We start from the raw sequence: 26,480 nt of genomic DNA on the forward strand, positions 1-26,480 counted from the left end.
AATTTATATTTTATAGTTAGTTTTTTTTAGTTGTTCCATTTTTGAACTATATCTTTTTATCCATTTATCTAAAACTGGTTTTAAATCATCAATTTTCAAATCTTTTGAGTTTGAAACATTACTGTCTGAAATATCATGTTTGACAACTGTAATAAGAGTCTCTTTTGTTTTCTCATCAAAAACTTTTAATGCAAAGCCCACTCTTAACTTTTTATCCTCTATTCCAGTACTTCTTTTGATTGCTGTAAATGCTAGTCCATATGGAAGGTATTGATAGAATTCTAAGTTATCATATGAAACATCAAGGGATATAATTGAAGCTTGAAATACTAGTGTATTTTTTCTAATTCTTCTATTTTTTACAACTTCTTGTAAATTCTTTTCTAGATTTGTTGTAAAGTAAGTAGATATATCATTTAGAAGTTTTTTATTTGCTATATTGTTTTTATTGTCAGTAAAGTAGTTTGATGCATCATCTACAATCTTTTGAACACCTTCTTTATCTTTTGCCATGTATACATTTATTTTAGGAACTTTTATTTTATTGTATTTTGAAAAGTTTACATCTTTTTTTATGTAATAGTAGCTATTCTCATCACTTTCTGATTGTTTTAGTTTTGAGATGTCATTTACTACATTATTAGGTTTTAGTTCAATTTTATTTGCACAACCTGTGAAAATAAAGAGTGATATAAGTAGAGTTAGAAGAGTTGTAGTTTTCATTTTAATATCCTTTTGTTTTCTATAAAAGGATATTAAAAAAATATAGTGTTGGATTGGTGTGAGGTTTTTAGTAAATCACACCAATTGCATAATCAAGTGTTGCTTTTGAGTTTAAGTAATTATAGTAAGAGTTGATTAATTGACTTTTTGCCTGTGTGTAAGCTAGTTTTGAATCACTTACTTCAATAAGGTCATTTAATCCTGCTTTATATCTTTGGTTAGCTAAATCTAACTTATCTGCTGATAGTTTTAAGTTTAAAACTCCAATTCTAATATTTTCTTCATTCTCTTTTACTTGAAGATATGCATTTGTAATATCCTCTTTTATTTGAAGTTTTTGTTGCACGAGTTGTTGTTTTAGGCTACTTAAATCTACAAGAGCTATTTTTTTATTATGTTCAGTTGAGTTTCCTGTATATAGATTCCATTTTAAATATACTCCAGCTGTCGTTTGTTGTGTGTCAATATTTGCAATTTCATCAGAGTTTTTATCACTATGTGTTGCTTGAAGGTCTAAAGTAGGGTAGTACTCCTTTTTTGTATTATCTAGCTGAAGTTTAGAAGCTTCAATTTGTTTTTCAAACACTTTTATTTCAGCTCTATTTTCAAGTCCAGTTTTAAGTAGCTCCTCTAGGTTTAGATTATTTCTTTCAAAACCTTTTAGTGCTGTTTTTATCTCTGCATCTTCTTTTATCTCTATTTCATCACTATTTTGAACTCCAAGTATTGAAATCAGATTTGTTTTTGCATTTTTTAGACTATATTCTGATTGTACTAGTGATAGTTTAGAGTTTGATAGTTGAAGTTTTGCATCTGTTACATCTATTAAAGTTCTAACCCCTGCATTAAAATAGTTATCTGCTTGTTCTAAGTGCAGTTCATCAATTTTGATTGATTCTTTTGCAAGACTTATTTGTTGGTAGTTATTCAAAATATTGTAGTATGCTTTTTTTGTATTTAATACAGTAGATGAGATATTTTCTATAGTCTCAAAACTTGATGCTTCTAGACTTTTTTTAGCTGATTCAATTTGATTTGAAGTTCGTCCAAAATCATAGAGTAGTTGACTTGCACTAAGTGTATATCCCGTAACACTATTGTCATTAAGTTTTGTTCCAGCACTTCTTATATCATAGCTTGCAAGTTCTCCATTTAGAGTCACTTTTGGAAGATAATCAGTTTTAGCAAGTTTATATGAAGCTTTTTGCTTCTCTTTTGCATATTTACTTATCTTGATATTACTGTTGTTTTCAACAGCAATCTCTATTAACTCTTCAAGTGAAATTATCTTTGCATTTATATTTGTTGATAATAAAAGTATACAAATAGTTGATAATAGTTTTATTTTATTAAGCATTTGAAATTTCCTTTTGTTCTTTATCTTTCCCTTCTCTTAACTTTTGAAGTATTACAAAAAGTACAGGTGTTAAAAGAAGTGTTAAAATTGTTGACATAATCATACCACCAAATACAGCAGTACCTAGTGATTGTCTTGATGCAGCTCCTGCACCAGTTGCTACAACTAGTGGTAAAATTCCAAGTAAAAATGAGAAAATAGTCATTAAAATAGCTCTTAGTCTCATTGTTGCAGCTTTTATTGCTGAGTCAACTATACTCTCACCTTTTTCTCTAAGCTCTTTTGCAAACTCTATAATTAGAATGGCATTTTTAGAGGACATTCCTATTAGAAGAACAAGTCCTATTTGTGTATAGGTATCGTTTAAAAGCCCAGCCATCATATTTGCACCCAATGCTCCAAACATAACTGCTGGAATAGGTAGCATAATCATTAGTGGCATCATCCAAGACTCATATTGAGCTGCAAGGAATAAAAATACCATAAGAAGTGAAAGTGCAAAGATATAAATTGCTGCATTTCCTGCTTCTTTTTCTTGTAGAGACATTCCTGCAAATTCATATCCAACTGAACTTGGAAGTGTTTTTGCAACTTCTTCTAAAGTTTCTAAAGCATCACCAGAACTATAGCCATCTTTTAGGTTATGAAGTCCATTTATTGCAATACTTTGATATCCATTGTAGTGAGTAATTGTATTTGGTCCTGTAACTTGTGAAATCTTTACAACTGTACTTAATGGGATCATTTCTCCATCAGTATTTTTAACAAAAAAGTTACTGATATTTGCTTTTTGTTCTCTAAATTTTTGATCTGCTTGAACAAATACTTTGTATGTTTTTCCAAATTTATTAAAATCATTTACATAAAGTGAACCAAGATTTGCTTGAAGTACTCCAAACACATCATCAAGTTTTAAACCAAGTGATGAGATTTTATCTCTATTTACATCAATGTGAAACTGTGGATAGTTTGCATTAAAAGTAGAGTATGCATACATAATTGATTTTTCTTGATTTACTTTTCCTATAAACTCTTGGGCTATTTTTTCAAACTCATTGATTGGCATACCTTGTAGGTTTTGAAGTTTCATATCAAAACCACCAACTGCTGAAAGCCCTGGAATTGATGGCATATTAAATACTCTAACATTGGCATTATCTATTTTTTGTTTTGCAGTAGCCATGATATTATTCATAATAGTTTTTATTGAGGTTTCAACTGTTGTTCTTTGTTCCCAATCTTCAAGTACGATAAAAACAGTTGCAGATGATGAGTCAATAGCTCCTGTCATAATACTAAATCCAGGTACACTTAAAACATCTTTTACACCTTTTGTATTTAGAATAATTTCTGTTGCTTTTCTTGTAGCTTCACTTGTAATATTTAGTGTTGTTCCAGCTTCTAATGAAATAGATGATACAAGTGTTCCTTGGTCTTCATCTGGAATAAATCCAGTTGGTAAAACTTTAAAAGCAAAAAAAGTTCCTCCTAAAAGTAGTCCATATATTAAAATTGCGACATACCAAAATTTGATGATTTTCTCTAAGATTACTTTATAGACATTTTTAAACTTTTCTAAACCTTTATCAAAGCCTTCAAAAATGAAGTTCTTTTTTTCTTCAACTTTTTTCTTTTTTAAAATAGTTGCACAAAGCGCAGGTGAAAGTGTTAAAGCATTTATTGATGAGATTATAACTGCAAAGGCAATAGTTGTTGCAAACTGTTGATATAAAGCCCCTGAAATTCCAGGAATAAAAGTCACTGGAATAAATACTGCTAAAAGCACAAGTGTTGTAGAAATAACTGGTGCAAAAACCTCTTTCATAGCTAAGGTTGTTGCCTCTTTCAAAGTAAGCTCTGGATTTTTAGCTAAGTTTGTTTCAACATTTTCAACAACAATAATAGCATCATCAACAACAATACCAATAGCTAAAATTAGACCGAATAGTGTTAATGTATTTATTGAAAAGTTCATAGCCATTAGAAGTGCAAAAGTACCTATAAGTGAAACAGGAATTGCAACTGCTGGAATAATAGTTGTTCTAAATGATTGTAAGAAAAAGTACACTACGAAAAGAACTAAGGCTAAAGCTTGAAATAGTGTTACAACAACTTCTTTGATAGATACTTCAACGAATTTTGTTGTATCGTATGTTGCCTCTACACTTACACCTTGTGGAAGTCTAGGTTTTAGTTGTTCTAGCTTTTGTTGAATACGTTCGGCTACTGCTAAAGCATTTGCTCCTGGTTGTTGATAGATTCCAAGAAGAGCTGTTTCTTTATTATTTACATTTGCTCCCCATCCATAAACTTCTGCTCCAAGTTCTACACGTGCTACATCTTTTAGTCTTACTCTTCTATTTTCAATCTCTTTTACAATAATATCTTCAAACTCTTTGGTTGATGAAAGTCTAGTTTTAGATGTAAGAGTATATTGAAATTTATTTGTACTAGCATTTGGAGAAGCTCCAATACTTCCTAAGGCTGCTTGTAGGTTTTGGTTTCTAATTGCTGTTGTTACATCATTTACTGTAAGACTCAAGTTTGATAGTTTATTTGGATTTATCCAAATTCTCATAGAGTATTTTTTCTCACCTAGGTTTTGAACATCACCAATTCCATCTATTCTTTTTAACTCTTCAACTATATTTATACTTGCAAAGTTAGATAAAAATAGGGCATCGTGTTCTGGATTGTCTGATTTTAGTGATAAAATCTGCACCATTGATGTTGATTTTTTCTTTGTTGTAACACCATTTGTTTTTACTGACTCTGGTAAAAATGGTGTAGCTAAAGCAACTCTATTTTGTACATCAATTGCAGCTGTGTTTAAATCATATCCTGATTTAAAATATAGATTTATATTTGAACTACCATCAGAAGAGGAGTTTGAGTCCATATAAATCATACCCTCAATACCATTTAGCTGCTCTTCTATTGGTTTAGTTACACTTGTCTCAACAGCACTTGCACTACCACCTGTATAGTTTGCACTAACAGAGATACTAGGAGGTGTGATTTCTGGAAATTGAGCTACTGGAAGTAGGTTTAGTGAAATAAGTCCAACGATGATTATAAAAAGTGAAATCACTTTTGCAAATATTGGACGGTTTATAAAAAATATTGAAAACATTTTATTACCTATTTTTTAATTGGGTTTGCAACTTCAGAAGCTACAACTTCTTGGTTTTCTTGAAGTCTATTTGTTGCACTTGTGATAACTTTATCACCAGCATTTAGTCCTGATTTTATAATTGCTAAATCTTTATTACTATATTCAACTTCAACTTGTCTTTTTTGAACTTTGTTGTTTTCATCTACAGCATATACAAAAAATCCTAACTGATTTTGTGATAGATTATTTGGATGAACTGCAATTACTGGAATCTTATCAGTTACAAATAGTTTGATATTTACAAAAGTTCCTGGGAATAGTAGCTCTTTTTCATTGTTTACTGTTGCTCTTATTGCCACTGTTCCAGTCTTTTCATCAGTAACACTATCAATAAAATCAACTTTTCCTTTTAGACCTAATTCAATATTATCTATATCTTCTGGAAGAACAATTACTTTTGGATATTTTTCTGACTTATACTGATTTAATAAAAATACCTCTTTGCTACTTAGATTGAAGTTTACATATAAATCATTTGATTGTGTAATATGTACTAGTTTATCAGATGTACTCACATTATTTCCAATATCGATTAAAGACTTCCCAACCTTTCCTGAAATAGAGGCTTTAATAACTGTATCATCTACATCTATCTGAGTCTCTTGTATAGAAGCTTGGTCAGCATTTACTACAGCTTGTAATTGTCTTTGATTAGCAATTAGTTCATCAAGTTTTTCTCTTGGAGCTAAACCTTTTTCTACTAAAGGTTTGTATCTTTTTACATTTGCAATGGCAAGATTTAAACTTGCTCTATCTTTTTGTAAAGAGGCTCTTTTTTGAGATAAAACAGTTTGATATGCTCTATCATCTATTTTAAATAGTTTTTGACCTTTTTTTACTGTTTCTCCTGCTTTGAAATATATCTCTTTTAATTCCCCTGCAACTTTAGCTGTTACAAAAACACTATTTTTAGCTTCTGTTTTTCCAGAAAAATCTACCCAAATAGGGTAAGTCTCTTTTTTTATAGTATGAACTTGAACTTGCGCTTTTGGGATCTCTTTTTTTACTTCGACTTTTTGTTCTTCTTTTTTATCATTACATCCTGAAAGAATAAATAGTGAAGATATAAGAAGCATTGATGTTAATATTTTTTTATGTACATTCAAAATAAGACCTTTAGTTTTGATTATTAATTTATAACAAATTTATTTTAATATTATTATATCCTATGTGGAGTGGTAACTTAAAATAAGACACTTTTTTTATAATTCTATGCAGCTATTTCATTTTGTAACATCAAATTGATTTCTTCAAATCTAACAGGTGATAAATTTCCAAGATAACTATGTGATCTTGTTCTATTATAATAAAACTCAATATACTCAAAAATCTCTTGTTTTGCTTGTTTTTTAGTATAGAAATATTTCTGATAAATTAACTCATTTTTTAATGATTTAAAAAAACTCTCTGCTACTGCATTATCCCAACAATTTCCTTTCCTACTCATACTTTGAATTATTCCATATTTTTGCAATAAATCTTTATGACTATAAGAAGCATATTGACTTCCTCGATCTGTATGCCAAATAAGTCCTTTAGGTGGATTTCTATGTTTAATTGCCATATCTAAAGCATCATTTACAAGTGATACTTTCATACTATCATCAATAGACCATCCAACAACTTTTCTTGAATATAAATCAATTACAGTTGCAAGATACAACCATCCCTCTCCAGTAGGAATATAAGTAATATCACCAACATATTTCTCATTAGGATTTGAAGCATAAAAATCTCTATTTAAAATATTTGGTGCTATTGGTAGATTATGATTTGAATCTGTAGTATTTTTATATCTTCTTTTAATATTCACTTTTAGATTCAAATCTTTCATAATAGTAGAAATACGTCTTCTTGATACAATAAGCCCATAGAGTTCTTTTAGTTTATCTTGAATTCTTCTACTGCCATAATTATTTCTACCAAAAACAAATATAGATTTTACAAGTTCATTAAGTTGAATATCTACTTTTTTTACAATACAACCAGCTTTTACCCAATGATAATATGAAGCTCTATTTACTTTTAGAATTTTACACATTTTATTGATATTGAAACTCTTTGTATGTTTTTGTATCCAGGCATACTTTATAGAGTTTCTTTTGCGAAGTATGCTGTTGCTTTTTTTAATATATCCCTTTCTTGCTTTAAAATCTTATTCTCTTTACGTAAGCGTTTAAGCTCTTCAGCTTCACTCTCTTTGAGTGTACTTTTTATTTCAATATTCCTCATTGGAATATTATGTTCTTTTTTATATGCAGTAACCCATGCATATAATGTTTTTGGATTTAAATCTAAATCTTTTGCTATATCTTTTACATTTTCATTATTGTTAATAATTAATTGTACTGTTGAGTCTTTAAACTCTTGACTATATTTTCTCATGGTAACCCTTATTCATTTTTTATTTTAACGCAGAATCTCTAAAATTCTTTGTCTGAATTTATGTTACCACTCCATAGGATATTTTTTACCCCACTTAGACTCAAGATTGTCAAGTTCCATTTCAGCAGCTTCTTTGGAGATAGCTTGATAGATAAGCTTCAAATCTTTCATAAACTCTTTTTGGTTTTTAGAAGCTACATAGCGTATTGAATTTCTAATTTGATGTACGATACACAATTGAACTTCAGTATTTGGAAATATTGCATTTATAGCTTCAGGAAAGCCTTTTAAACCATCAACTGAAGCAATAAGTATATCTTGTACACCTCGATTATTTAAATCAGTTAAAACTTGTAGCCAAAAATTTGCTCCTTCATTTTCAGATAAATAAAGTCCAAGTATCTCTTTTTTACCGTTTAGTCCTACTCCTAAAATAGTGTAGACAGCTTTTGAAATATATTTGCCATTCTCTTTTATTTTATAATGTATTGCATCAAGCCATACAAATGGATAGATTGATTCTAACGGTCTTTGTTGCCACTCTTTGAGTAATGGTATAATTTTGTCTGTAACAGCACTTATTGTTGCTTTAGAAAACTCAATACCATATAACTCTTGAATATGTTCAGATATTTGAGAGTAGCTATTACCAAGAGCATATAAAGATAAAATCTTTTCCTCAATATGGTCTGATATATGGGTTTGATGTTTTTTAACTATTTGTGGTTCATAAGAACCGTTCCTATCTCTTGGAATTTCAAGTTCAAATTCTCCAACACTACTTTTCATAGTTTTAGTAGATTTACCATTTTTACGATTTTTATTTATCTCTGTTGTAAGATGAGATTCAAGTTCTGCTTGTAATGCAGCTTCGGTTAGTTGTTTGATAAGTGGAGCTAAAACTCCATCCTTACCATCTATTTTTGCACCAGCTTTAATCTGATTAAGTGCATCTGTTAAATCAAGTGTTTGATTCATTGTTCAATCCTTTAGAATAAATTCTATCAGACTGACACAAAATTTCTAACACTCCCACTTAAAAAAGTAAATCTAGCTAATTCTAAAAATAGTTTATTCATAGTTTTATAAAAATTACACATATTTTAATCCTCATATCTTAACGTACATCTTTTAATATTAAATATATCTACACCATTACTAATTAAATCTTCACTATTTTTTTCAAATTTATATCCCTTTGATAATGAAACAATAGAAGATTTACAAATTAATTCTTTATTATCATTAAATGCATCAATAATTTTTTGTTCATTATCTCTTTGATATTTAATAAGTAGTAAAAATATTAAGATAATAGTTAATGTAAAAATGACTCTTTTTAATATTGAAAAGAACTTTTCTTTCTCTTTTTTACACTCTTCATTTATCTTTTCCATGGTGTTTCCTTATTCTTTTTAATCTTAGGTATTTTTTATATCTTTTAAACTCTTTATTTAGTGTTTTATTTACATCAAATCCTCTAATAAATAAAATCATATAAATTATTACAAAAGAGATAATGACATATGTATCATTTATTGAAAAATAAATTAGTAAAAATATATATAGCAATAGTATAAATAGCAAACTTTTAAATCCCTTTGTAAAATCATATAAAAACACAAACATACATTTATATATAAAATCTTTTGGTATCATTTTAATCACCCTCCTTTACTTCACATTTTGAGATGGAAATTTTTGTTTCACCTTTTACAATATAATAATCATCAAGAACATAATTATCTTCCTTTGAAACATCAAGTATTAATTCTCTAGTTTTACAAGTTAAAATTTTATTGTTATTAAAATCATTTATTAATTCATTTCTAAAGTTAAGATGAAAATATAAAAGAACAATTGGAAGAAGAGCTATTATACATATAATAAAAAACTCCATTTGAACTTTAGTATTTACAATAAAATATTTGATTCTTCTTTTTTCATTTTCCATTTGATTCCTTTCTTTTTATTTAATATCCATAATAGATATTTATAGATATATTATAATCTAAATAAGAATCATTTGTCAAGATATTTTTATCTATAATAGATTAATTAATATCTATATTAGTCTATTATAGATATTTTTACTGATTTTTAAATATTTCATATAAAAATTAATATGATATAATTCATTTAATACAGAAAAAAAGAGAGTTTTTATGACAAAAGAAGAGTTTAATGCAAGTTTAAAAAAATTAGGTTTATCACAGAGGGATTTTTCAAGTATATCAGATACACCCTATTCTACAATTAACAATTGGGGATTTAACATGAATGGGAAGATAATACCAGTTCCAAAGTGGGTAGGACCATTTTTAGAGCATTATGACAAATCAAGAAAATATGATTATTTAATAAATGAGGTATTTAATGCAATGGAAAAGTTAAAGGAAAAATAAGATGTTTGATAGATACAAAAAAGTTACATATACATTCTTATTTTTACTTTACATAGTTACACCATTATATTTAATGTTTTATTCAAATAGTATAGTTGATTATGCAGTAGCTTTATTTATATTAACTCTTGGATTTGGTTTACATTTTATATTTGAAAATGGAGATAATCCCAAAGTTAGGAAGTTTTTACTTGGGTGGTTTTAGGATTATTAAGTTTAATCTAATTTTATACAAATTATTCTCTATTCAAACTATCAATCAAAGTACTTCTTTTAACATTAAAGGTTCTGCAAGCAGCAGCTTTACTCATTCCATCATCTAAAGCTTTTTTTATTATTTCTAATTTTTCATCACTAATTGCTCTTGGCCTTCCGCCAATTTTTCCTCTTTTTTTAGCTGATTCTAATCCAGCTTTTACTCTTTCTTGAATTAAAGATCTTTCAAATTGTGCTAATGCTCCAAATATATGAAAAAACAGTTCACCTGAAGCTGTTGTTGTATCCATACCTTCTGTTATAGATACAAAAGAGATATTTCTTTGTTTTAAAGATGAAATTACATTTATTAAATGAGCCAGACTTCTTCCTAATCTATCTAATTTCCAAACAACTAAAGTATCACCCTCTTTTAAAAATTCTAAGGTTTCATCAAGGCCAACTCTTTTATCTTTAGAACCAGATGTTTTATCACTAAAAATATTTCTTTCATCAACACCATATTTTTTTAATGCATCTTTTTGAAGATTTAGATTTTGATCATCAGTTGAAACTCTTGTATATCCAATAAGCATACGGAAAACCTTTTAATTAATGTTTTCGTATTATATCATAATCCGATATAGTTTTTCGTATATTTATTTGGTGGTTTTTTAAAGATTTTTAGATTTTGGTAGAGGGTATCGGAAAACAGATGTTTTCCGTTAGAGTATTTATCTTTTAGGAGGATTATTCCCCCTGCCCTTTCCTGAAGGTATATTTGGTTTAGTACTTGGTCCATTAAATGGTCTTGTATTTGATTTTGACATTTTCTTTCCTTTTTAATTAATGTAAAAGAATTATAAATCATATTTCAAGGTCAAAGTCATTCTAGCAGTGCCACTTTGTATTTTTTAAAATACTTAATCATCTTATTTAATAAATCATCTTCAATATTAACTTTGTCAATATCTGAGAAAAATGGTACAGTGTATTTAAACAAAATATTTAAATCAAAACTATCACTATTATTTTGTTCAGAAAGTACTTTTTTAAAATCTATACAATACTTTAGTTTAAACTTATTTAATTTTTCAAAGTCTTTATTATCTATTTTTTCTTTAATGATTTTTCTAAAATTCTCTAATTTTTCTAAAAATTGATCTTCAATTTCTTCATCAATATTAAATTCTCTTTTTATATGCAATAATGCTCTTAAAATTAACATTAAGATTAATTGTGATCTTTGCTCATATTTTTGCTTTTTTGAGAAAAAAACTACATTCATGACTATAATTTTAAAAAACTCAGGAAGACTACCTTTATTCCATTTTATTAAATTATTTACAAAAACTTTAGTCTGATCAATATCTTTCATATCAGAATGATAGTTTGCTGACATCACTTCACTTAGATTATAAAATGTAGTATGTAAATCATGTGCAATACCATTTTGATTTTTATTAGATATTTTTCCATAATTAAGAATATATGGTTTAAAACTATTTGTTTTTAAAGACTCTTCGAAAAGTGAAATATTAATACCTAATTTACTAATATTTTCTAAAATATATGCAATCTGAAAAGAAAATATATTCACTGTCTTTTCAATATTTTGTATTTCAAATATATCTAAAAATCTATAGGTAAATGTAATATTGTTTAACTCTTTAATAAACTCTAAACTAATATCATTTTCAACTTTATAAAACAAGTTATCAAATAAAAGATAAAATATATTTGCCTCTTTATATAATAACTCTATAAAATCATCATCCCTCATATTTTGAGAATTTTTAAATTTAAAGAATTTCTTTTTTTCTTTATTTGTGTCTTTGTTTTTGATACGATAAACATCTTCAAAGGTATAAACTCTATGATTTACGCCCCATGTTTTCCAAAATATTGAGTTAAAATCTAATTGCATTTTATTTTAAATATCCAATTTATGACCATTTAATCTAAGCCACTCTTTTTTTTCCAGATAATTTGGCATAAGTTTTGATAATTCTTTCCAAAACTTTTCATTATGAGTATGTTCTTTTAAGTGAACTATTTCATGAACTATTACATAATCTATTATACTTAATGGAGCCATAGCAATTTTCCAATTAAAATTTAAACTACCCTCTTTTGTACAAGACCCCCACCTAAAACCTAATTCCATAATCCTAAAAGTTGGTTTTTCAATTCTTTTTTCATTACAAATTAGCTCTAACCGTTCTTCTATTTTATTCTTTAAATGAATTGAATACCAATCTTTAAATATCTCTTTTGCTTTAGATTGTTTTCTTTTTCCTAAAATAAACCAACCACTTTTAAGCTTCAAATCATCATTCTCTTCAATAATTTGCAACCTATAATTTCGTCCTAAATAACTAAAACTTTCACCTGATACAAACTTCTTTTCAAAGATATCTTCATTAGCTGATTTTTTAATAGCCAATTTTTCCCAAATCCATAATCTTTTTTTATAAATATATTTTTCTATTTCTTCTTCATTTAAATTCTCTGGAGCATTAACTATTACTTTACTATCTCTATCTATTGTAATTGTTATACTTTTTCTATCTGATCTTATTAATTCATAATCAATTAGCAATATTTAACTCCTCTAAAGCCTTTTGATTTTCTTTTGATATACTCATAAATTGCTCTTTAATTGATGACATATTTTTTATCAAATTACTTTGCTTAGTTGTAGCTATCATTCTTACTAATTGATTTTCTAAATTGTGTCTAGCATTTTCTCCTGTTGATCCCCAAAAGTCAACTCTTTGAATTTCTCTTGAAGTTGCTTGTACACTTTCAATTACTAATTCTATGATTATAATTTTAATCTCAGCAGTCAATTCATCCTCATTATAGAAACTTTCAAACATATCATTATAAGCCATACAAACATTACATTTCATTTCTTTAAATACAGCAAGAACTTCTCTACCATCTTTCATATCTTCTTTAAATTTAGACAATTTTTCAACTAGCTTATCCCATTCACCTTTATGCTCTGCAATAATCTTTTCTAACTTCTCAGCTAATGATTTGTAATGTATTGGGTCTTTCTCTAAATTAATTCTAATTGTATATCTCAAAGCATGTTCCATTTCAGAAGCAACTGCTTTATTTGGTCTTCCATTCAACGCTTTTTCAAACTCTTCATCAAATATTGATATAGGTCTAACTTTTGTTTCAATCCCTTCACTTTCTAAGTGTTCATTTATAAGTTTTTTAACCTTTTCTCCAATTCCTTCAATGTACAATTCTTCATCTCTATATCTTCTATGTGCCTCATTTTTAATAAGTCCTAATACTTTAGCATCATCTAAAAAATATCTTTTTATAGGATGAGGAAGAATAAAATCTATTAGTTTTGTAAATGTTTTATATAAGACTTTAAACTCTGCTCTTAGTTTTTCATCGGCTAATAATATAACTGCATCTTCAATAGTTTGTTCACTTATCTCTTCTATTTTATTTTCACTAAAAAACTGTATTGCTTTTCTATGAGCAAGTTCTAGCTGAGATAGTTCACTTGAAAAGTCTTGCATAACATCTTCTACATCTGCATCTTCATAATTAGCAAGTGCTTCTTTTAAATGAGCCCCTACTCCATAATAATCTACAATCAATCCTCTAGTTTTACCTTCATATGTTCTATTTACCCTAGCTATTGCTTGAAGTAAATTATGAGCAGTTAACTTTTTATCTAAATACATTACTTGCTCAATAGGTGCATCAAAACCTGTCAATAACATATCACTTACAACTAAAAATGCTAATTGTGATGTTTTTAAAGGATCAAATATATCTTCAGTTGAAGATTCTAAAGGAGAAGTAGTAAATAAAGGCTTTTTAAAGCTTGCTACTGAGTTATCTTTATGAGATTTTGTACTAAATTCTTTTGGAAATTGATCAGCATTATCATTGTGTTTTGAAGAAATTACGACTGTAGAATCTAATTTACCTATCAATTTTTTATATGGATTACTATCTTCTAAATCTTCATAATACTCTTTTAATGCCTTTTTTAAAGCTTCATTATAAACTATTGCAGCTTTTCTCGAAGAGCTTACTACTTGTGCTTTATAGCCATTTGGTAAAATATTTTGAATATAATGTTCTACCATATTTTTAGCAATAACTTCTATTCTTTTAGGAGCTTCTAGAATATCCCCTTTTGTTCCGTATTTCTTTTTTATTAACTCTATTTGTTCTTTTGTTAAATCTGCAAATAAATCTTCAAACTTACCATCAAATTCACCTCTATTTTTTATAGTATCTTTTGAAGTCATTCCTTCATATATAATTGGAACTGTTGCACCATCTTCTACTGCTTCTTTTATTTTATAAGTATCAATATAACTTCCAAAAGAACCTACAGTTTTAGATACAGGAGTACCAGTAAAAGCAATTTTCACTGCATCAGGAAGTGCTAGTCTAAGTGCTGAACCAAATTTTGAGTACTGTGTCCTATGTGCTTCATCAATAAGTACAATTACTTTTGATGTATCAATACCATCACTGGCTTTTTCAAATTCACCTTCAGAAAACTTTTGCATCATGGTCATATTGATATTACTAATGTCATTGGATAGTTTTTTCTTTAAATCACTTCCATTTGATGCTACAAGTATTTCTTCACCAATTAAAGTTGCTGTTTCTTCAAGTTGCTCTTGCAAATCACTTCTATCAACTATAAATAAAATCTTATAATCTTGTAGTTCTTTTATAGTTCTAGAATATCTAACTAAAAATACCATAGTAAGAGATTTACCACTTCCTTGTGTATGCCAAATCACACCATTTCTATCTTCTAAAGTTTCTGATTCAAGTATCCTTTTTATAGTTTTCTTAACTGCTCTATATTGTTGATATCTACAAACTACTTTTACTCTTTTTCTACCACTACCCATAACAATAATAAAATTTCTCATAATCTCAAGTAGATTTTGTTTATCAAGCATACCTGCTACTAAAATATCTTGTTCATCTTTTCCAAATTCATCTAAACTTTTTGGATATGGATCTTTCCAACTCAGATAGTGTTCCAAATTTGAGCTAATTGTTCCACTTTTAGCTTGTGTTCTACAACTAACTACAACAAATGCATTTGTGTTAAATAGTTTTGAAGCACCTTCACTTTGTTGAGTACCTCTTGTATTCATATACCTTTTTAATTGATTAACACCTTCATGTATTGGATCTGTTATATCTGGTGCTTTACACTCTATTACAACTAAAGGAATACCATTTACAAATAGAGTTATATCAGGGATAATAGTTTGTGCTCCATCAATCATAAATTGTGATATTGCTAAAAAGTGATTATTAGATATATCATCAAAATCTATATATTTTACTGTTGGAGATTTTACTCCTGTTTCATGATTTATATCTACAGATGTATTTTCAAGTAGTAGTTCAGTAGAAGCAAGGTTATTTTCAAAGAGTGTTGAGTGGTTTATATTTTTAAGAGTTGAAATAACTTCTTTTATTTGTTCATCTCTAAGCCAAGTTCCATTAATATCTTTTATTTTTTGAGATAAAACATCTTCTAAAATTACATCTTTAAAAGTTGCTCTTCCAAGAAGTGCTTTAGAAGTTCTATGTTTATTATCATTATCTTCAATTACTAATGTATTCCAACCTAAACTTTCAAGTTGTTCTAAAAACTTATTTTCAACAAAAGCTGCTTCTCTAATCCAACTACTCATAGATGTCCTTTATTTACCTAATGAATTTATTTCATCCTCTAAATTTTTTAATGTTTCTAATATCTCTTCAAAAGTTAATTTCTTATCAAATATCATATTTTCCATAGCTTTATAATCTTTCTCTAAATCTTTGATATGAATATCTGATGGAGTAAGTTTTATAGTTCCTGGTTTTGCATCTTCAAACTTTGCCCAAGTTGCAGGATAAAACTTTAGTTTAAAATCGACTACTTGTTTTAGTAAATCAATATCTAATAATGCTTCATCTTTTACAGATGATTTTGCCATCATTGCTAAATCATAATAGTGTCTTGAATATCTAATTGGAAGCTTTTTATCTTCACTTCTATTTGCTTCTTGATGTAAGATTGTAGCTTTCTCCCAAAATGTTCTTTTAGCTAGTATTGCATTTACCTTACATACATGTTGTTCAAATAGTATTGGAAAAGAATCAACTACATAAGCAGATATTTCAAAAGTATCTGAAGGCGTCCAAGAAGCTAAAGGTCCTATTTCAAGAAGTATTTCATTTCTTAAATATCCATCTTTGAATGTTGCAGGATATGAGATATTTATATTAAAAGGATTTTCTTCATCTATCTTACAAGTACATGTTGGACTTAATAAATCTTGAACTATAGGTAATAGCACTTCATTTATATAAATAATTGCATTTTCATTTACTTGCTGATTAAATTTTACTTGTTTATTTTTACTATCTTTATCTTCTTTAGGATCATCTTTTGTAACTTCTCTCCAATCAAGGATTAAATCAATGTCTTCTGAAAACCTTCCTATTAGATTAAATACTTTAGATAAAGAAGTACCACCTTTAAACATCAAAATTTTATTTAATCTATCATCTTTAAAGATTTTATCAAGTACCCATACAACCCAAAAATCTTTTTCGACAATTGCAGGTGTTGCACCAGTTCTAACAGCAGACTCACTAAAAAGTTGTTCTCTTTCTTCATTACTTAATTCAATTATTCTATTCATTATCACTCTTTTTGCTGCAAATCTCTTTTATAATCTCATATATCCAATCTGTTGATGTTTTTGTGTCTTTTAATATTTTGTCATACATCTTTTCATCTATTTGTTTTTGAATTTTTAAGATAGTTTCATTTGTAATATTTTCTTTTCCAAGAGTTTTTAAAGCTTGAACTATTAAAGAACTCTCTTTATATTTAAATCCAATATTTTTTAATGCTGATTTTTTAAACTGAATATTTATCTTATTTAGTATTTCATATTTTTTTGATGGACCATTTGATAGATAAATATAATTACCAACTATTTGAGTTGATAGTCCTAAAATATTTAAAGCTGTATCACCACTAACTTCAATTTGCCAGTTAAATTTTCTAGCATAAGCATGTGCTACTTGTTCTATATCAGGAGAAAGATTAGTTTTTAGAAGTTCACTATATTTTGGATAGTCATAAATACCTCTAGACACTCTTCTTATCTTTCCTTTTTCAACTAAATCTGATAAAGTATTGTCTATTTCTTGTCTAGTAAACTTATGTATCAAATCACTTGATGAAAAAGACCAACCCCTTCCATGACCTGCAATAAAATAAAATACCTTTTCATAGAGATTCAAGAGTATATCCTTAAAATATTTTTCTAGAAAAAAGTATATCTTTTTCTAGATTTATATTACTTTATAAAGCTAACTCAATACTTCTATATTCGTAACATTTATAGTTTGTGGTTTTATTTTTTCTCCATATACTTTAATTCTATTAGAATCAAAACTATTTAGATCTTTTAATAAATTTAATACATTTTCAAATTGAGTAAAATTTGTTCTTGACAGATTTTCTAAATGACAATAAAATTTACCTATACCATCAGAATACATTTCAAATGAATTTGTTCTTTGTTTGTATGCTTCAAAAATACCAATTATTTCAATATTTTCATTATATATATTTTTTGTTTGTTGCTTTAAATAAGCTCTTTTTGTAATTTCAAACTCAACACCATCTATAATAATAAAAAATTCTTTTAACCTTTTTTGACTATTTAAATCATTTAAATTCTTTATTATAGATTGATATCTGTATTGTTGATCCTTATCATCAAATTTAAAAGGATTAATCTCTTCATTTTCTATATCATCATATATTGAACGAATGAAATTAATAGGTTCTTCATATCTTTTAGTTGATTCTAAAATTAATTTTAAACTTCCATGAGCTTTTTTAATATAAATATCATCACTTCTATATTCAGGATTATTAATAGGAGTAAATAATTGAGTTTTTATTCCGTGAATACTATTCATAGCATTAAATTGTGCAGTTTCAAGCATAGGACTATTTTGATTACCTCTAAACCCAGCTCCAACTAACCTTACACCAAAATGCTCACAAAAACTTGTATTTTCAATAGAAACTGTTAATCCATAAAAATCCTGTAGAAAATCAACAAAAGTTCTTAAATTATCTTCATATCCATTATCAAGCATTTCAAAAGTTTGTTTTTCATAATTTCCTATATCTAAATATTCTAGTTCTAATTTACCATTTAATGCATCAATCATTATTGATTCATAAGTCTCATTAAGATCAAAAAATAAATCATAATCATCTTTTGAGTTTACAATCGTATGAAAACATAAGTTATCTTCAGTTTTAATATTTGTTAAATAAACTTTTACTTCAATACTCATTATGCAACCTCCTTATACATTTTTGCAAGACCAATACCTTTACAATTTTTATATACCCAATGCTTAAAATCATTATCTGGATTTGTTCTATCTTTTAAATAACTAGGATTGATAGAAAAAGGATTATTTTTTATAGCTTTATCTATCTCTTCTAGAGACATATTCTTCACTTCTCTTAAATATCTTTGAATAGCAACTTTTATCAGATTTTCATCTCTTACCGTCGCAAAATTGTAAAATAACTTTTTCCATACAACTAAACCGTCCCACGCTGCATCTAATTGAATTTCTAAAAATCCATTTATTTTATATGTTTCTAACTCTTTTACATGGACATTTGAAGCTATGTTTTTCCCTTGAAATTCATCTTTTAACATAAAATATTCATGTTTTACAACTTTTCCTGATTTACTAGAATCTGAAAATAATTGTTTATTCTGAAAATATAGTCTCTCTATAGGTCTATGTAGCATATTTATATTGTGCTTATCAAAAACTATTATTAAAATTTTTTTTGTTGAACAATCAACAGAACTAAAACTATGTGAAATATTTTTTGAAATTATTTTACCATCTTTATAAATATTTTCGACATCAGTATCACTAATTAAACTATTACAATACATTTAATAACCTTAAATTAAGAGAATTATATTCTATCACTATCACACTTTAACCCTCACTTTTCCACTTAATAAATCACTCATAAGAGCTTTTTTAAGCTCTTTTAGCTTTGCTAAATTTTCTTCTTCTTTTTCTATTTTTTTATCTTGAATATTTAATATTTTTGCAATTTTTATTTGTTCATCTATATTAGGCATAGGAATGTTCATTAAAGCAATCATATCGTATCTGACAGAATCAACTGAACCTTTTGCAGAATATTTATTTACTTGTTCAATAAAATAGGTTTTGAAATATTCAAAAAAGAATTTTGAATCTAACTTCATACTAAATTCATGTATACAATAAACTCTTTGATGAAAATCAAATTTTTCATTTACATGATGAAAGACTTTTCCTACACCAACACCATCCCCAGCAGTTAAAACTGCTTCACCATCAAAAGAGTAAGAATTAATCCTCTCTACAGTTTGAGAACGTACATAAAATGGGTAAACTCCATCGTCTAATCTATCCTGAGTATCTTTATTCCCTGTTATAATTTTTGAATGATTTTCAACAACATCAACTTCCCATTCTTCAGGAATAGGACCTAATTCACTATCTTTGTATTTGTGAGTTTTAGGAGTTCTTATTTTTCCATTTTTATCTATACCATTTTGAAGTAAATCACTCATCAAACCTTTTTTGATATTTTTTTCTTTATCAATAAGTTTTTGAGTTGATTCAATAGCTGTATCTAAAGTTGAAAGAATTTTGGCAATTTTTTCTTGTTCTTTTTTTTCTTTTGGAAAAAACATAAAAAACTTTTCAATTTCTTTAACTGTTAATTGAGGTTGAGCACTACCAAATACAGTATTTCCTATTTGATTATCAAAAATATTAGAGTTTAAAAATTTATATAAATAATCGGTAACTAATGTTTTATTTTCATTTCTTAATATAATCATTCCAGAATTAATTCTAATATGGTTATATTTAACTGACTTATTAAAATAAGATATGTTACCAACTGTACCTCTAGTTGTTAATACAATATCATTTCTTTCAAGTTTTCCTTTTCTAAGTTTGTCATCTTTTTCTTTATTAATAAATTGTAATTGATCAAATTTAAAACCATTTTTTGTTACATTTTTTGCACTTAAAAAGATACAATGCCCTTGATCAAAAAAATCTTCATCTTTAGGATAATTACTACCTCTATCTCCATCAATTAACTTTATTTTCAATGATTTAAAACTATCTATCTCCCATTCATCAGGAACATTTATTACTTCACTCATAAATAACCCAACTCGCTTAAAAATGATTTGATTTCATTCGTAGCTTCATCTCTTTGATTTTCTATTTCTTTTAAACTTACTTGATATTTATCCCATAGGTTTTCAATTGATTTTATAATAGCTTGTTTTTTCTCACTTAGATATCTATTTACTATATTTAAAGCATCTGTTTTAAGTTCTAGAACTATCCAATCTTTTATATTTACAATATCTTCAAAAAGCTTCTCTTTTTGCTCTTCTATTTTTTCTCTAGTTACAATTTTCTCATTCTCTTCTTTTTGAGATTTTAATTTTTTAAATAAATCTAATAGTTTAGAATGTAGTTCTTTTTGAGTTTCACTAAGAGATGATATAAATTCTTGATTATTTGATATAAAATTGTCACTTAAAAGATTATAGTCATATCCACTATTTTTTATTGACTTGATAACAAACTTATTATTTACCCACCATGAAGCAAATATACCTCTTATTTTGAACTTATTTAAGACAATATTTTCTTTAAAAAATTCTTCTACAAGTTCATAGCCACTTGTATAAAGTGTTGCTATATCACTAGACTTTTCATCTATTAATTTTTGATACTCATCATACCAAGAAGAAACTATTGATTTTACTTCTTCATCAGTTGTAATAAATACTTGTGAATTTTCAAGTAATTCTCTTATATTTTGTTTTTCTTCTACTTCATTTAAAAACTTGAAATAGTTTTCATCTTTATTTTCAAATACTAAACTTGAATCTATTTTAAAACTATCCATAAGTGTTTTATTCCATTCTATTTTTGGAATACCACCATTTATATGAGCTTTTACATCGTGGGGTTCACTTGGTGGAGTGTTATCGACATATCTTCTAATATTTAGATTAAAATCTTCTTTTTCAAGTTCTTCTAGTGAAACTAGCTTTGAGTATTTATCTAGTTCTACTTTGTTTTGGTAAACATAATTAATTTTTTCAATATCTTCAGCTCTTAAAAGATTTTGATTTTTACTCTCTTTATATTCTGCATCTGCATTTATAAATAGTATTTTGTCATCTTTTTTAGCTTTATTAATTATTAGAAGTGATGCAGGTATTCCAGTACCATAGAAAAGTCCACTTGGAAGTCCTATTACAGCTTCTAGGATTTCTCTTTCTTTGATTAGATGTTCTCTAAATTTACCCTCTTCACTTCCTCTAAATAAAACTCCATGGGGCATAACTACACCCATCTTACCATCAGATTTAAGTGAAGCAATCATATGTTGAACAAACATATAATCACCTTTTTTACCACCTTCAGGCATAAAGTGAGAAAATCTTTCTTTGTATGTCAAATCAGCTTTCTTATAGTTTTGAGAAAATGGAGGATTAGCTAGTACTCTATCAAATTGTATTAGTTGTCCATCTTTTGTATGAAGTGGTTTTTCTAAAGTATCTTCATTTTTAATATCCGCATTTACAATACCATGTAAAATCATATTCATTTTACACATTGCCCAAGTAGTTGCAATTGCATCTTGACCATATAAAGAGAAGTTATCTGAGTTATATATCTCTTTTATATGCTCTTTTGCTTGAATAAGCATACCACCACTACCAACTGTTGGATCATATATACTCATTCCAGGTTTTGGGTCAAGAAGTTTTGTTAGTAAAGTTACAACTCCACCTGGAGTATAGAACTCTCCTGCTTTTTTACCTGCACTATCTGCAAAATATTTGATTAAATACTCATAAGCAGCACCTAAAAGATCAGGAAACTCAAAATCTTCATCTCTTAGTCTTACTTTATCAAAGTGTTGAATTAGTTGTTGTAGTTTAGAATCTGAAATTTTAGAGTTACCAACTTTTTTATTAAAGTCAATATGTTTTAAAACATCTTCAAGTGAAGATAAATTTGCATCTTCTATTGAACTTAAAGCCACATTTAGGTTTTCACCAATATTTTTCTTTAGATGTCTTAGATTTTGCCATCTAGCTTCTTGAGGAATATTAAAAGTAAATGTATGGCTTTGTAATAATATTTCGATTGTATCTTCATCATGTCCATCTTTTTTATAAGCTTCTTTTACTTTTGAATACTCTACATCAAATTGATCTGAAAGTCTTTTTAAAAACAACATACCAAAAATATATTCTTTGAATTCGCTAGCTTCCATCTTACCTCTTAAGATATCAGCTGCTGAAAATAAATGTTGTTCTAATTGACCAAGTGTTAGTTTTTGCATTAATTATGTTCCATATTTGTTTGTATTATAAAGGTATTTATTTTATCTAATTTGTAGTTAGTAACTAATTCAATGTATAAATTGAAATATTATATCTTTTAAATGTCTCAGAAATGACTCAATTTACTTTTTTTGTTATAATTTAATAATCAAAGCCTTCTAATATGACTATAGAAGAAATATTTAAATTAACACTTGGAATTACTCTTGCTATTGCAGCTTATGTTTTATCTAAAAAAGATAATAAAGAGTCAAATAATTAATTAGTTTGTTAATACCCTGGATTTAGATCTCTGGAGGGAAAAAGTTTGGCATATAATCTGCACAAACTTTTTAATTAATACCCTTGGAATGAGTCCCTATCACTTTAGCTAATACTTTTTCATGCTCATATCAGCAAGGCTTCATGGCGGGTAATGCGATACCATATATTTTTCATATCATAATTGCTATAGGTTATATCAGTGATTTGTAGGTCAATGTAAGGTTATATAACTAGACTTAGAAAAAGTTACCTCAAGTTTGGTTGAGAATCTAGTATCAAACACTACGCCATACCTGCATGTAGTTCCTTTTAGCTTCAATAGTTTCCTATTTCGCTACAACCGCAATACGGTCTCTTTTTTATTTGTTCAGCAAATGGCGTTTTTGTGAGATACATACAACTAGAATTAGCCTCACAGATGCTTACTTCATCAGACACAAGAGATTATGCCTATCAATTTTACAGACAATACTTTATTCTCAACAATTAAGTTGCTTTTTTAATTTAAAAAAAAATATTGATAAAATGATGATTTTTTGTTATACTTGTGGTCTATTATTTAATAGCTCGGTCGGTCGCCAAACTCACACGGGCTATTATTTACCTCCTTTTTTAAATACTACTTTATTCTCCAGCATTTAAGTGGAATCCTCAAAAAAGTAATAAAAATAAGTTTGATTAGTAAATAAGATTAGATTGTAAATTTGGTAGATGCACAATCTAATAATAAATACTTAGAGCTTGATAGTTTATCAAGCGATAAACCAATCAAGCAGATTGTGTGCCTACCAAGCTCTAAATATTTATAGAACTATTCTAGTAAGAAATATAAAATTAGTAAATAAAAGAATTTGAAACTAAATTGATTAATAATTAATAATTTTGATTAATGTAAATAAAGCTTAATATATCAAATTTTAATAAAGTAGTTTTTTTTACTTAAAGAAAAAAACTATATTAAAAAATTCATAATTTATTAAAAAACATCTCTTGTGGTAAAAAAGTGGTAAAAAAAAATTTTTGATTGTTTTATAAGATTTATAAAAAATGCTGTAAGCATTGAAATATGGGCTTTATAGCTGGTGGTCATGAAGGACTCGAAAATAAGGTTTGAAAGCCCTAAAATAAACACCTAATATTTAACTATACGGTTATACGTACTGTTAAAAACAAATCCTTAAAAATTATATAAACTTTTAAAGGACTAGAATTATAATAGAAATATTATAAAATAAAGCTTAATTATAAAAAAATATAATCACACTTATTTCCATAGCCTTGAATTATATGGACCTTTTAAAAATTCTTTTTCAGTTCTAACAATCATTCTTTTAATTGCCATAGATTCTAAACCTTGTTCTTCTAAAGATGAAGTATCTTGTACCATTGATACAACTCTAATTGCTTTAGATCTAGCTCTATCTTTTCTTAATTGTTTGATAGATTTAATTTCTTTTCCATAGAAGTTAAGACCTAATATTTCAGCTATCTTTTCAATTGAATCTTTAGAAATAAAATCTGAATTTAAAAGTCTTATAACATCTTTTTTATTTATGTGGGCTACTTTGTATAAATTTTGTAAGTCTATACCAACTTTATTAGCTCTTCTCTTTATTTTGTATTTGAATGATGGAGTTAACTTAGTCATACTTTTATTCATAAACAATTCTTATTAATTTTATTAATTATAACATAACATGTAATCTAATATTATTTTAAAGATTATTGAATATTAAATTCCCAAAATAGCATACCAACATAAAATTAGTTGACATATAAAACGCATAAAGATAAAATAAAAATGAATGAAGTTAGATAGGACAATCATCTATTAACTACCAATTAATAGTAACTTCAAGTGAAAAGCCGAAATAACTAATATTTTGGCTTTATTAAAAAAAACTATTCCCAATATTGGGTACCATAAAAGGTGTAGAGCCGATAATATCGTCTGAAACTATAAAATTGATGTGTTTCGGGCTAACGCCTTTCACTACGTTACAGTTGTTCCCAAAATTAGTATCATAACTATTAATTTTAATTAATTCATCATCTAGTAAATCTCTTTTTATCATTTCGTTTTTAACTAATCCATAATGCTTTAAATCTACACTATCGATATTTTTATCTATTTTGTTAAAATAACTAATTAGTGCTAAATCTTTGAAATGTGTAACTGGTATAATCTTTTTAACTAACTTATTATCTCTAGTTCCATACTCAATACCATCTATAATAATTGGTATTACTCTTTTTTGTTCTCTTTTTTTATAACTTAATTTTATTCTAGATTTAAAACAAGTTGATATTTCTCTATACTTTTTTTTACCATTTTTATCAAAATATGCAGTTATATATTTTTTCGCTGATAACTCAGGTATATGTTGCTTATTGTAAAGATTCAATTCTATAAAATCATCATTGTCATAATCATAGGTTTTATATTCTATGACTTGATCTTTAAAAAGTCTTTGAATGATATTTTCAGATAATAGATCACTAATATAAAGATAATCATCTTCTCTAATATCTTTAAAAAAATATCTGATTTTTCTGTAAACACAAAGAGGAGCTAATGACCTGGAACTACTAAATCTTATAATTCTATGTTTAATATACCAATAAGCTGAATCATCCATAATATCAGTCTCTGCATTTTTAAAAGTTTTAGTAATGTACTTCATCATATAAGCAACCGCCCCACCCTTATCTTGATACCAGGTATATTTAAATTTTAACTGAATAATGTTGTGCTTTTTAAAATATGCAAAAAATTCTTTTTTTACTTTTAATATCCAATCTTTTGGTATATATACCATTGCATGAATATGTGGTACACCTGATTTATGGGGCTCATATACTTTAAAATAAATTAATCCATTTCCAGTTGTTTTTTTTAATCTTCTAATAACTTGCAAAGAAGTAAATTTGTGCCAAAGATCACTTAATTTATAAGCTGCATCTTTCACACCTTTTTCAAAATTGTTTTTATATTCATAGTTAGGATTCTCTACTGTAATATTTTTCTTTTTATTAATTGTTTTTCTTGGATGATATTTCGAAGGAGCTGTTATAGTAATGAAAACAGCCATGAGTCCATTGTCTCTACCAAATTTATGAATAGAATTAACTCTATTGTTAATCTCACTAAAATATTTTTTTGGATTAATATTAGCACTATATGTATTATCTAACATATCAATTTGTTTACCTCCAAAATCAATAACAAACTCTTTTAAAAACTTTTTTTGTTTTGCTAATTTTTTATCAATATATTCTCTATCATCTATATCTATTCCATACATCTTTATTCCTGACTCAAATATTTTTTTACTACTATTAGTAAATTAATTTTTTATAATTTATTTTATTTATTAACTTTATTATTTTTACTTAACTTTCGCACGTTAAATTGATTAAAATTGTAGCTAAATCTCCCTAAAACATTACTCCTT

General features: G+C 26.9%; 22 protein-coding genes and 1 pseudogene. 2 read left to right on the top strand and 21 right to left on the bottom strand.

The annotated features are described in order from the left end of the window. Window positions 1-3: 3 nt before the first annotated feature. From APAC_RS09050 to APAC_RS09090, 9 genes and pseudogenes are all read right to left on the bottom strand, one after another. Window positions 4-723 (bottom strand): DUF3313 family protein, encoded by a 720-nt coding sequence (locus APAC_RS09050; RefSeq protein ID WP_130233793.1) that lies wholly within the window; start codon window positions 721-723, stop codon window positions 4-6. A gap of 67 nt (window positions 724-790) precedes the next feature. Next, entirely contained in the window at window positions 791-2,080 is a 1,290-nt protein-coding gene (locus APAC_RS09055) for a TolC family protein (RefSeq protein ID WP_130233794.1), read from the bottom strand. Then, window positions 2,073-5,213 carry an efflux RND transporter permease subunit gene (locus tag APAC_RS09060; protein ID WP_130233795.1) on the bottom strand — a complete coding sequence of 1,047 codons (3,141 nt, stop codon included), beginning with the start codon at window positions 5,211-5,213 and terminating at the stop codon, window positions 2,073-2,075. The genes APAC_RS09055 and APAC_RS09060 overlap by 8 nt, the downstream gene beginning before the upstream one ends. A gap of 8 nt (window positions 5,214-5,221) precedes the next feature. Then, window positions 5,222-6,361, bottom strand: coding sequence for an efflux RND transporter periplasmic adaptor subunit (locus APAC_RS09065; RefSeq protein WP_130233796.1), 1,140 nt, complete (start codon window positions 6,359-6,361; stop codon window positions 5,222-5,224). A gap of 104 nt (window positions 6,362-6,465) precedes the next feature. Next, the gene (locus tag APAC_RS09070; protein WP_119173274.1) at window positions 6,466-7,386 is read right to left on the bottom strand and encodes an IS3 family transposase; all 921 of its coding nucleotides are present in this window, start codon (window positions 7,384-7,386) and stop codon (window positions 6,466-6,468) included. Then, the gene (locus APAC_RS09075; RefSeq protein WP_044416656.1) at window positions 7,344-7,640 is read right to left on the bottom strand and encodes a transposase; all 297 of its coding nucleotides are present in this window, start codon (window positions 7,638-7,640) and stop codon (window positions 7,344-7,346) included. Before APAC_RS09075 ends, APAC_RS09070 begins: the two co-directional genes overlap by 43 nt. A 72-nt stretch (window positions 7,641-7,712) precedes the next feature. After that, window positions 7,713-8,618: pseudogene (locus APAC_RS09080) on the bottom strand (IS256 family transposase); the annotation flags it as partial. 125 nt (window positions 8,619-8,743) lie between these two features. Beyond that, a complete protein-coding gene (locus tag APAC_RS09085; protein WP_130233797.1) occupies window positions 8,744-9,037 on the bottom strand; it encodes a hypothetical protein in 294 nt (97 codons plus the stop codon). 263 nt (window positions 9,038-9,300) lie between these two features. Beyond that, window positions 9,301-9,594 carry a hypothetical protein gene (locus tag APAC_RS09090; protein ID WP_130233798.1) on the bottom strand — a complete coding sequence of 98 codons (294 nt, stop codon included), beginning with the start codon at window positions 9,592-9,594 and terminating at the stop codon, window positions 9,301-9,303. Window positions 9,595-9,805: 211 nt separating this feature from the next. On the opposite strand from APAC_RS09090, the gene APAC_RS09095 reads away from it, so the two are divergent. After that, window positions 9,806-10,045 (top strand): helix-turn-helix domain-containing protein, encoded by a 240-nt coding sequence (locus APAC_RS09095; protein WP_130233799.1) that lies wholly within the window; start codon window positions 9,806-9,808, stop codon window positions 10,043-10,045. A 1-nt stretch (window position 10,046) separates the two neighbouring features. Further along, the gene (locus tag APAC_RS09100; RefSeq protein WP_130233800.1) at window positions 10,047-10,250 is read left to right on the top strand and encodes a hypothetical protein; all 204 of its coding nucleotides are present in this window, start codon (window positions 10,047-10,049) and stop codon (window positions 10,248-10,250) included. 31 nt (window positions 10,251-10,281) lie between these two features. Here APAC_RS09100 and APAC_RS09105 read toward each other — a convergent pair whose 3' ends face one another. The 12 genes from APAC_RS09105 to APAC_RS09160 form a co-directional block, all read right to left on the bottom strand. Then, window positions 10,282-10,836, bottom strand: a complete 555-nt coding sequence (locus APAC_RS09105) for a recombinase family protein (protein ID WP_130233801.1) — start codon at window positions 10,834-10,836, stop codon at window positions 10,282-10,284. Between the two features lie 290 nt (window positions 10,837-11,126). Next, a complete protein-coding gene (locus tag APAC_RS09110) occupies window positions 11,127-12,167 on the bottom strand; it encodes a hypothetical protein (RefSeq protein WP_130233802.1) in 1,041 nt (346 codons plus the stop codon). Window positions 12,168-12,173: 6 nt separating this feature from the next. Beyond that, window positions 12,174-12,842: a M48 family metallopeptidase gene (locus tag APAC_RS09115; RefSeq protein WP_170170146.1), complete on the bottom strand. Its 669-nt coding sequence runs from the start codon at window positions 12,840-12,842 to the stop codon at window positions 12,174-12,176. After that, window positions 12,832-15,957: a type I restriction endonuclease subunit R gene (locus APAC_RS09120; protein WP_130233804.1), complete on the bottom strand. Its 3,126-nt coding sequence runs from the start codon at window positions 15,955-15,957 to the stop codon at window positions 12,832-12,834. The genes APAC_RS09115 and APAC_RS09120 overlap by 11 nt, the downstream gene beginning before the upstream one ends. Window positions 15,958-15,966: 9 nt before the next feature. Beyond that, entirely contained in the window at window positions 15,967-16,956 is a 990-nt protein-coding gene (locus APAC_RS09125; protein ID WP_130233805.1) for a nucleotidyl transferase AbiEii/AbiGii toxin family protein, read from the bottom strand. Next, the gene (locus APAC_RS09130) at window positions 16,949-17,566 is read right to left on the bottom strand and encodes a DUF6088 family protein (protein ID WP_130233806.1); all 618 of its coding nucleotides are present in this window, start codon (window positions 17,564-17,566) and stop codon (window positions 16,949-16,951) included. Before APAC_RS09130 ends, APAC_RS09125 begins: the two co-directional genes overlap by 8 nt. 69 nt (window positions 17,567-17,635) lie before the next feature. Continuing rightward, window positions 17,636-18,640, bottom strand: a complete 1,005-nt coding sequence (locus APAC_RS09135) for a hypothetical protein (protein WP_130233807.1) — start codon at window positions 18,638-18,640, stop codon at window positions 17,636-17,638. Beyond that, complete coding sequence (locus APAC_RS09140) at window positions 18,640-19,266, bottom strand: hypothetical protein (protein WP_130233808.1); 627 nt, start codon at window positions 19,264-19,266, stop codon at window positions 18,640-18,642. Before APAC_RS09140 ends, APAC_RS09135 begins: the two co-directional genes overlap by 1 nt. Before the next feature lie 39 nt (window positions 19,267-19,305). Next, the gene (locus APAC_RS09145; protein WP_130233809.1) at window positions 19,306-20,547 is read right to left on the bottom strand and encodes a restriction endonuclease subunit S; all 1,242 of its coding nucleotides are present in this window, start codon (window positions 20,545-20,547) and stop codon (window positions 19,306-19,308) included. Beyond that, entirely contained in the window at window positions 20,544-22,760 is a 2,217-nt protein-coding gene (locus tag APAC_RS09150) for a type I restriction-modification system subunit M (protein WP_130233810.1), read from the bottom strand. Before APAC_RS09150 ends, APAC_RS09145 begins: the two co-directional genes overlap by 4 nt. Window positions 22,761-24,289: 1,529 nt before the next feature. Further along, window positions 24,290-24,685 carry a hypothetical protein gene (locus APAC_RS09155; RefSeq protein ID WP_130233811.1) on the bottom strand — a complete coding sequence of 132 codons (396 nt, stop codon included), beginning with the start codon at window positions 24,683-24,685 and terminating at the stop codon, window positions 24,290-24,292. Between the two features lie 232 nt (window positions 24,686-24,917). After that, window positions 24,918-26,330 (bottom strand): replication endonuclease, encoded by a 1,413-nt coding sequence (locus APAC_RS09160; RefSeq protein WP_130233812.1) that lies wholly within the window; start codon window positions 26,328-26,330, stop codon window positions 24,918-24,920. Between the last annotated feature and the right edge of the window lie 150 nt (window positions 26,331-26,480).

Source organism: Malaciobacter pacificus (assembly GCF_004214795.1).
Taxonomy (GTDB): domain Bacteria; phylum Campylobacterota; class Campylobacteria; order Campylobacterales; family Arcobacteraceae; genus Malaciobacter_A; species Malaciobacter_A pacificus.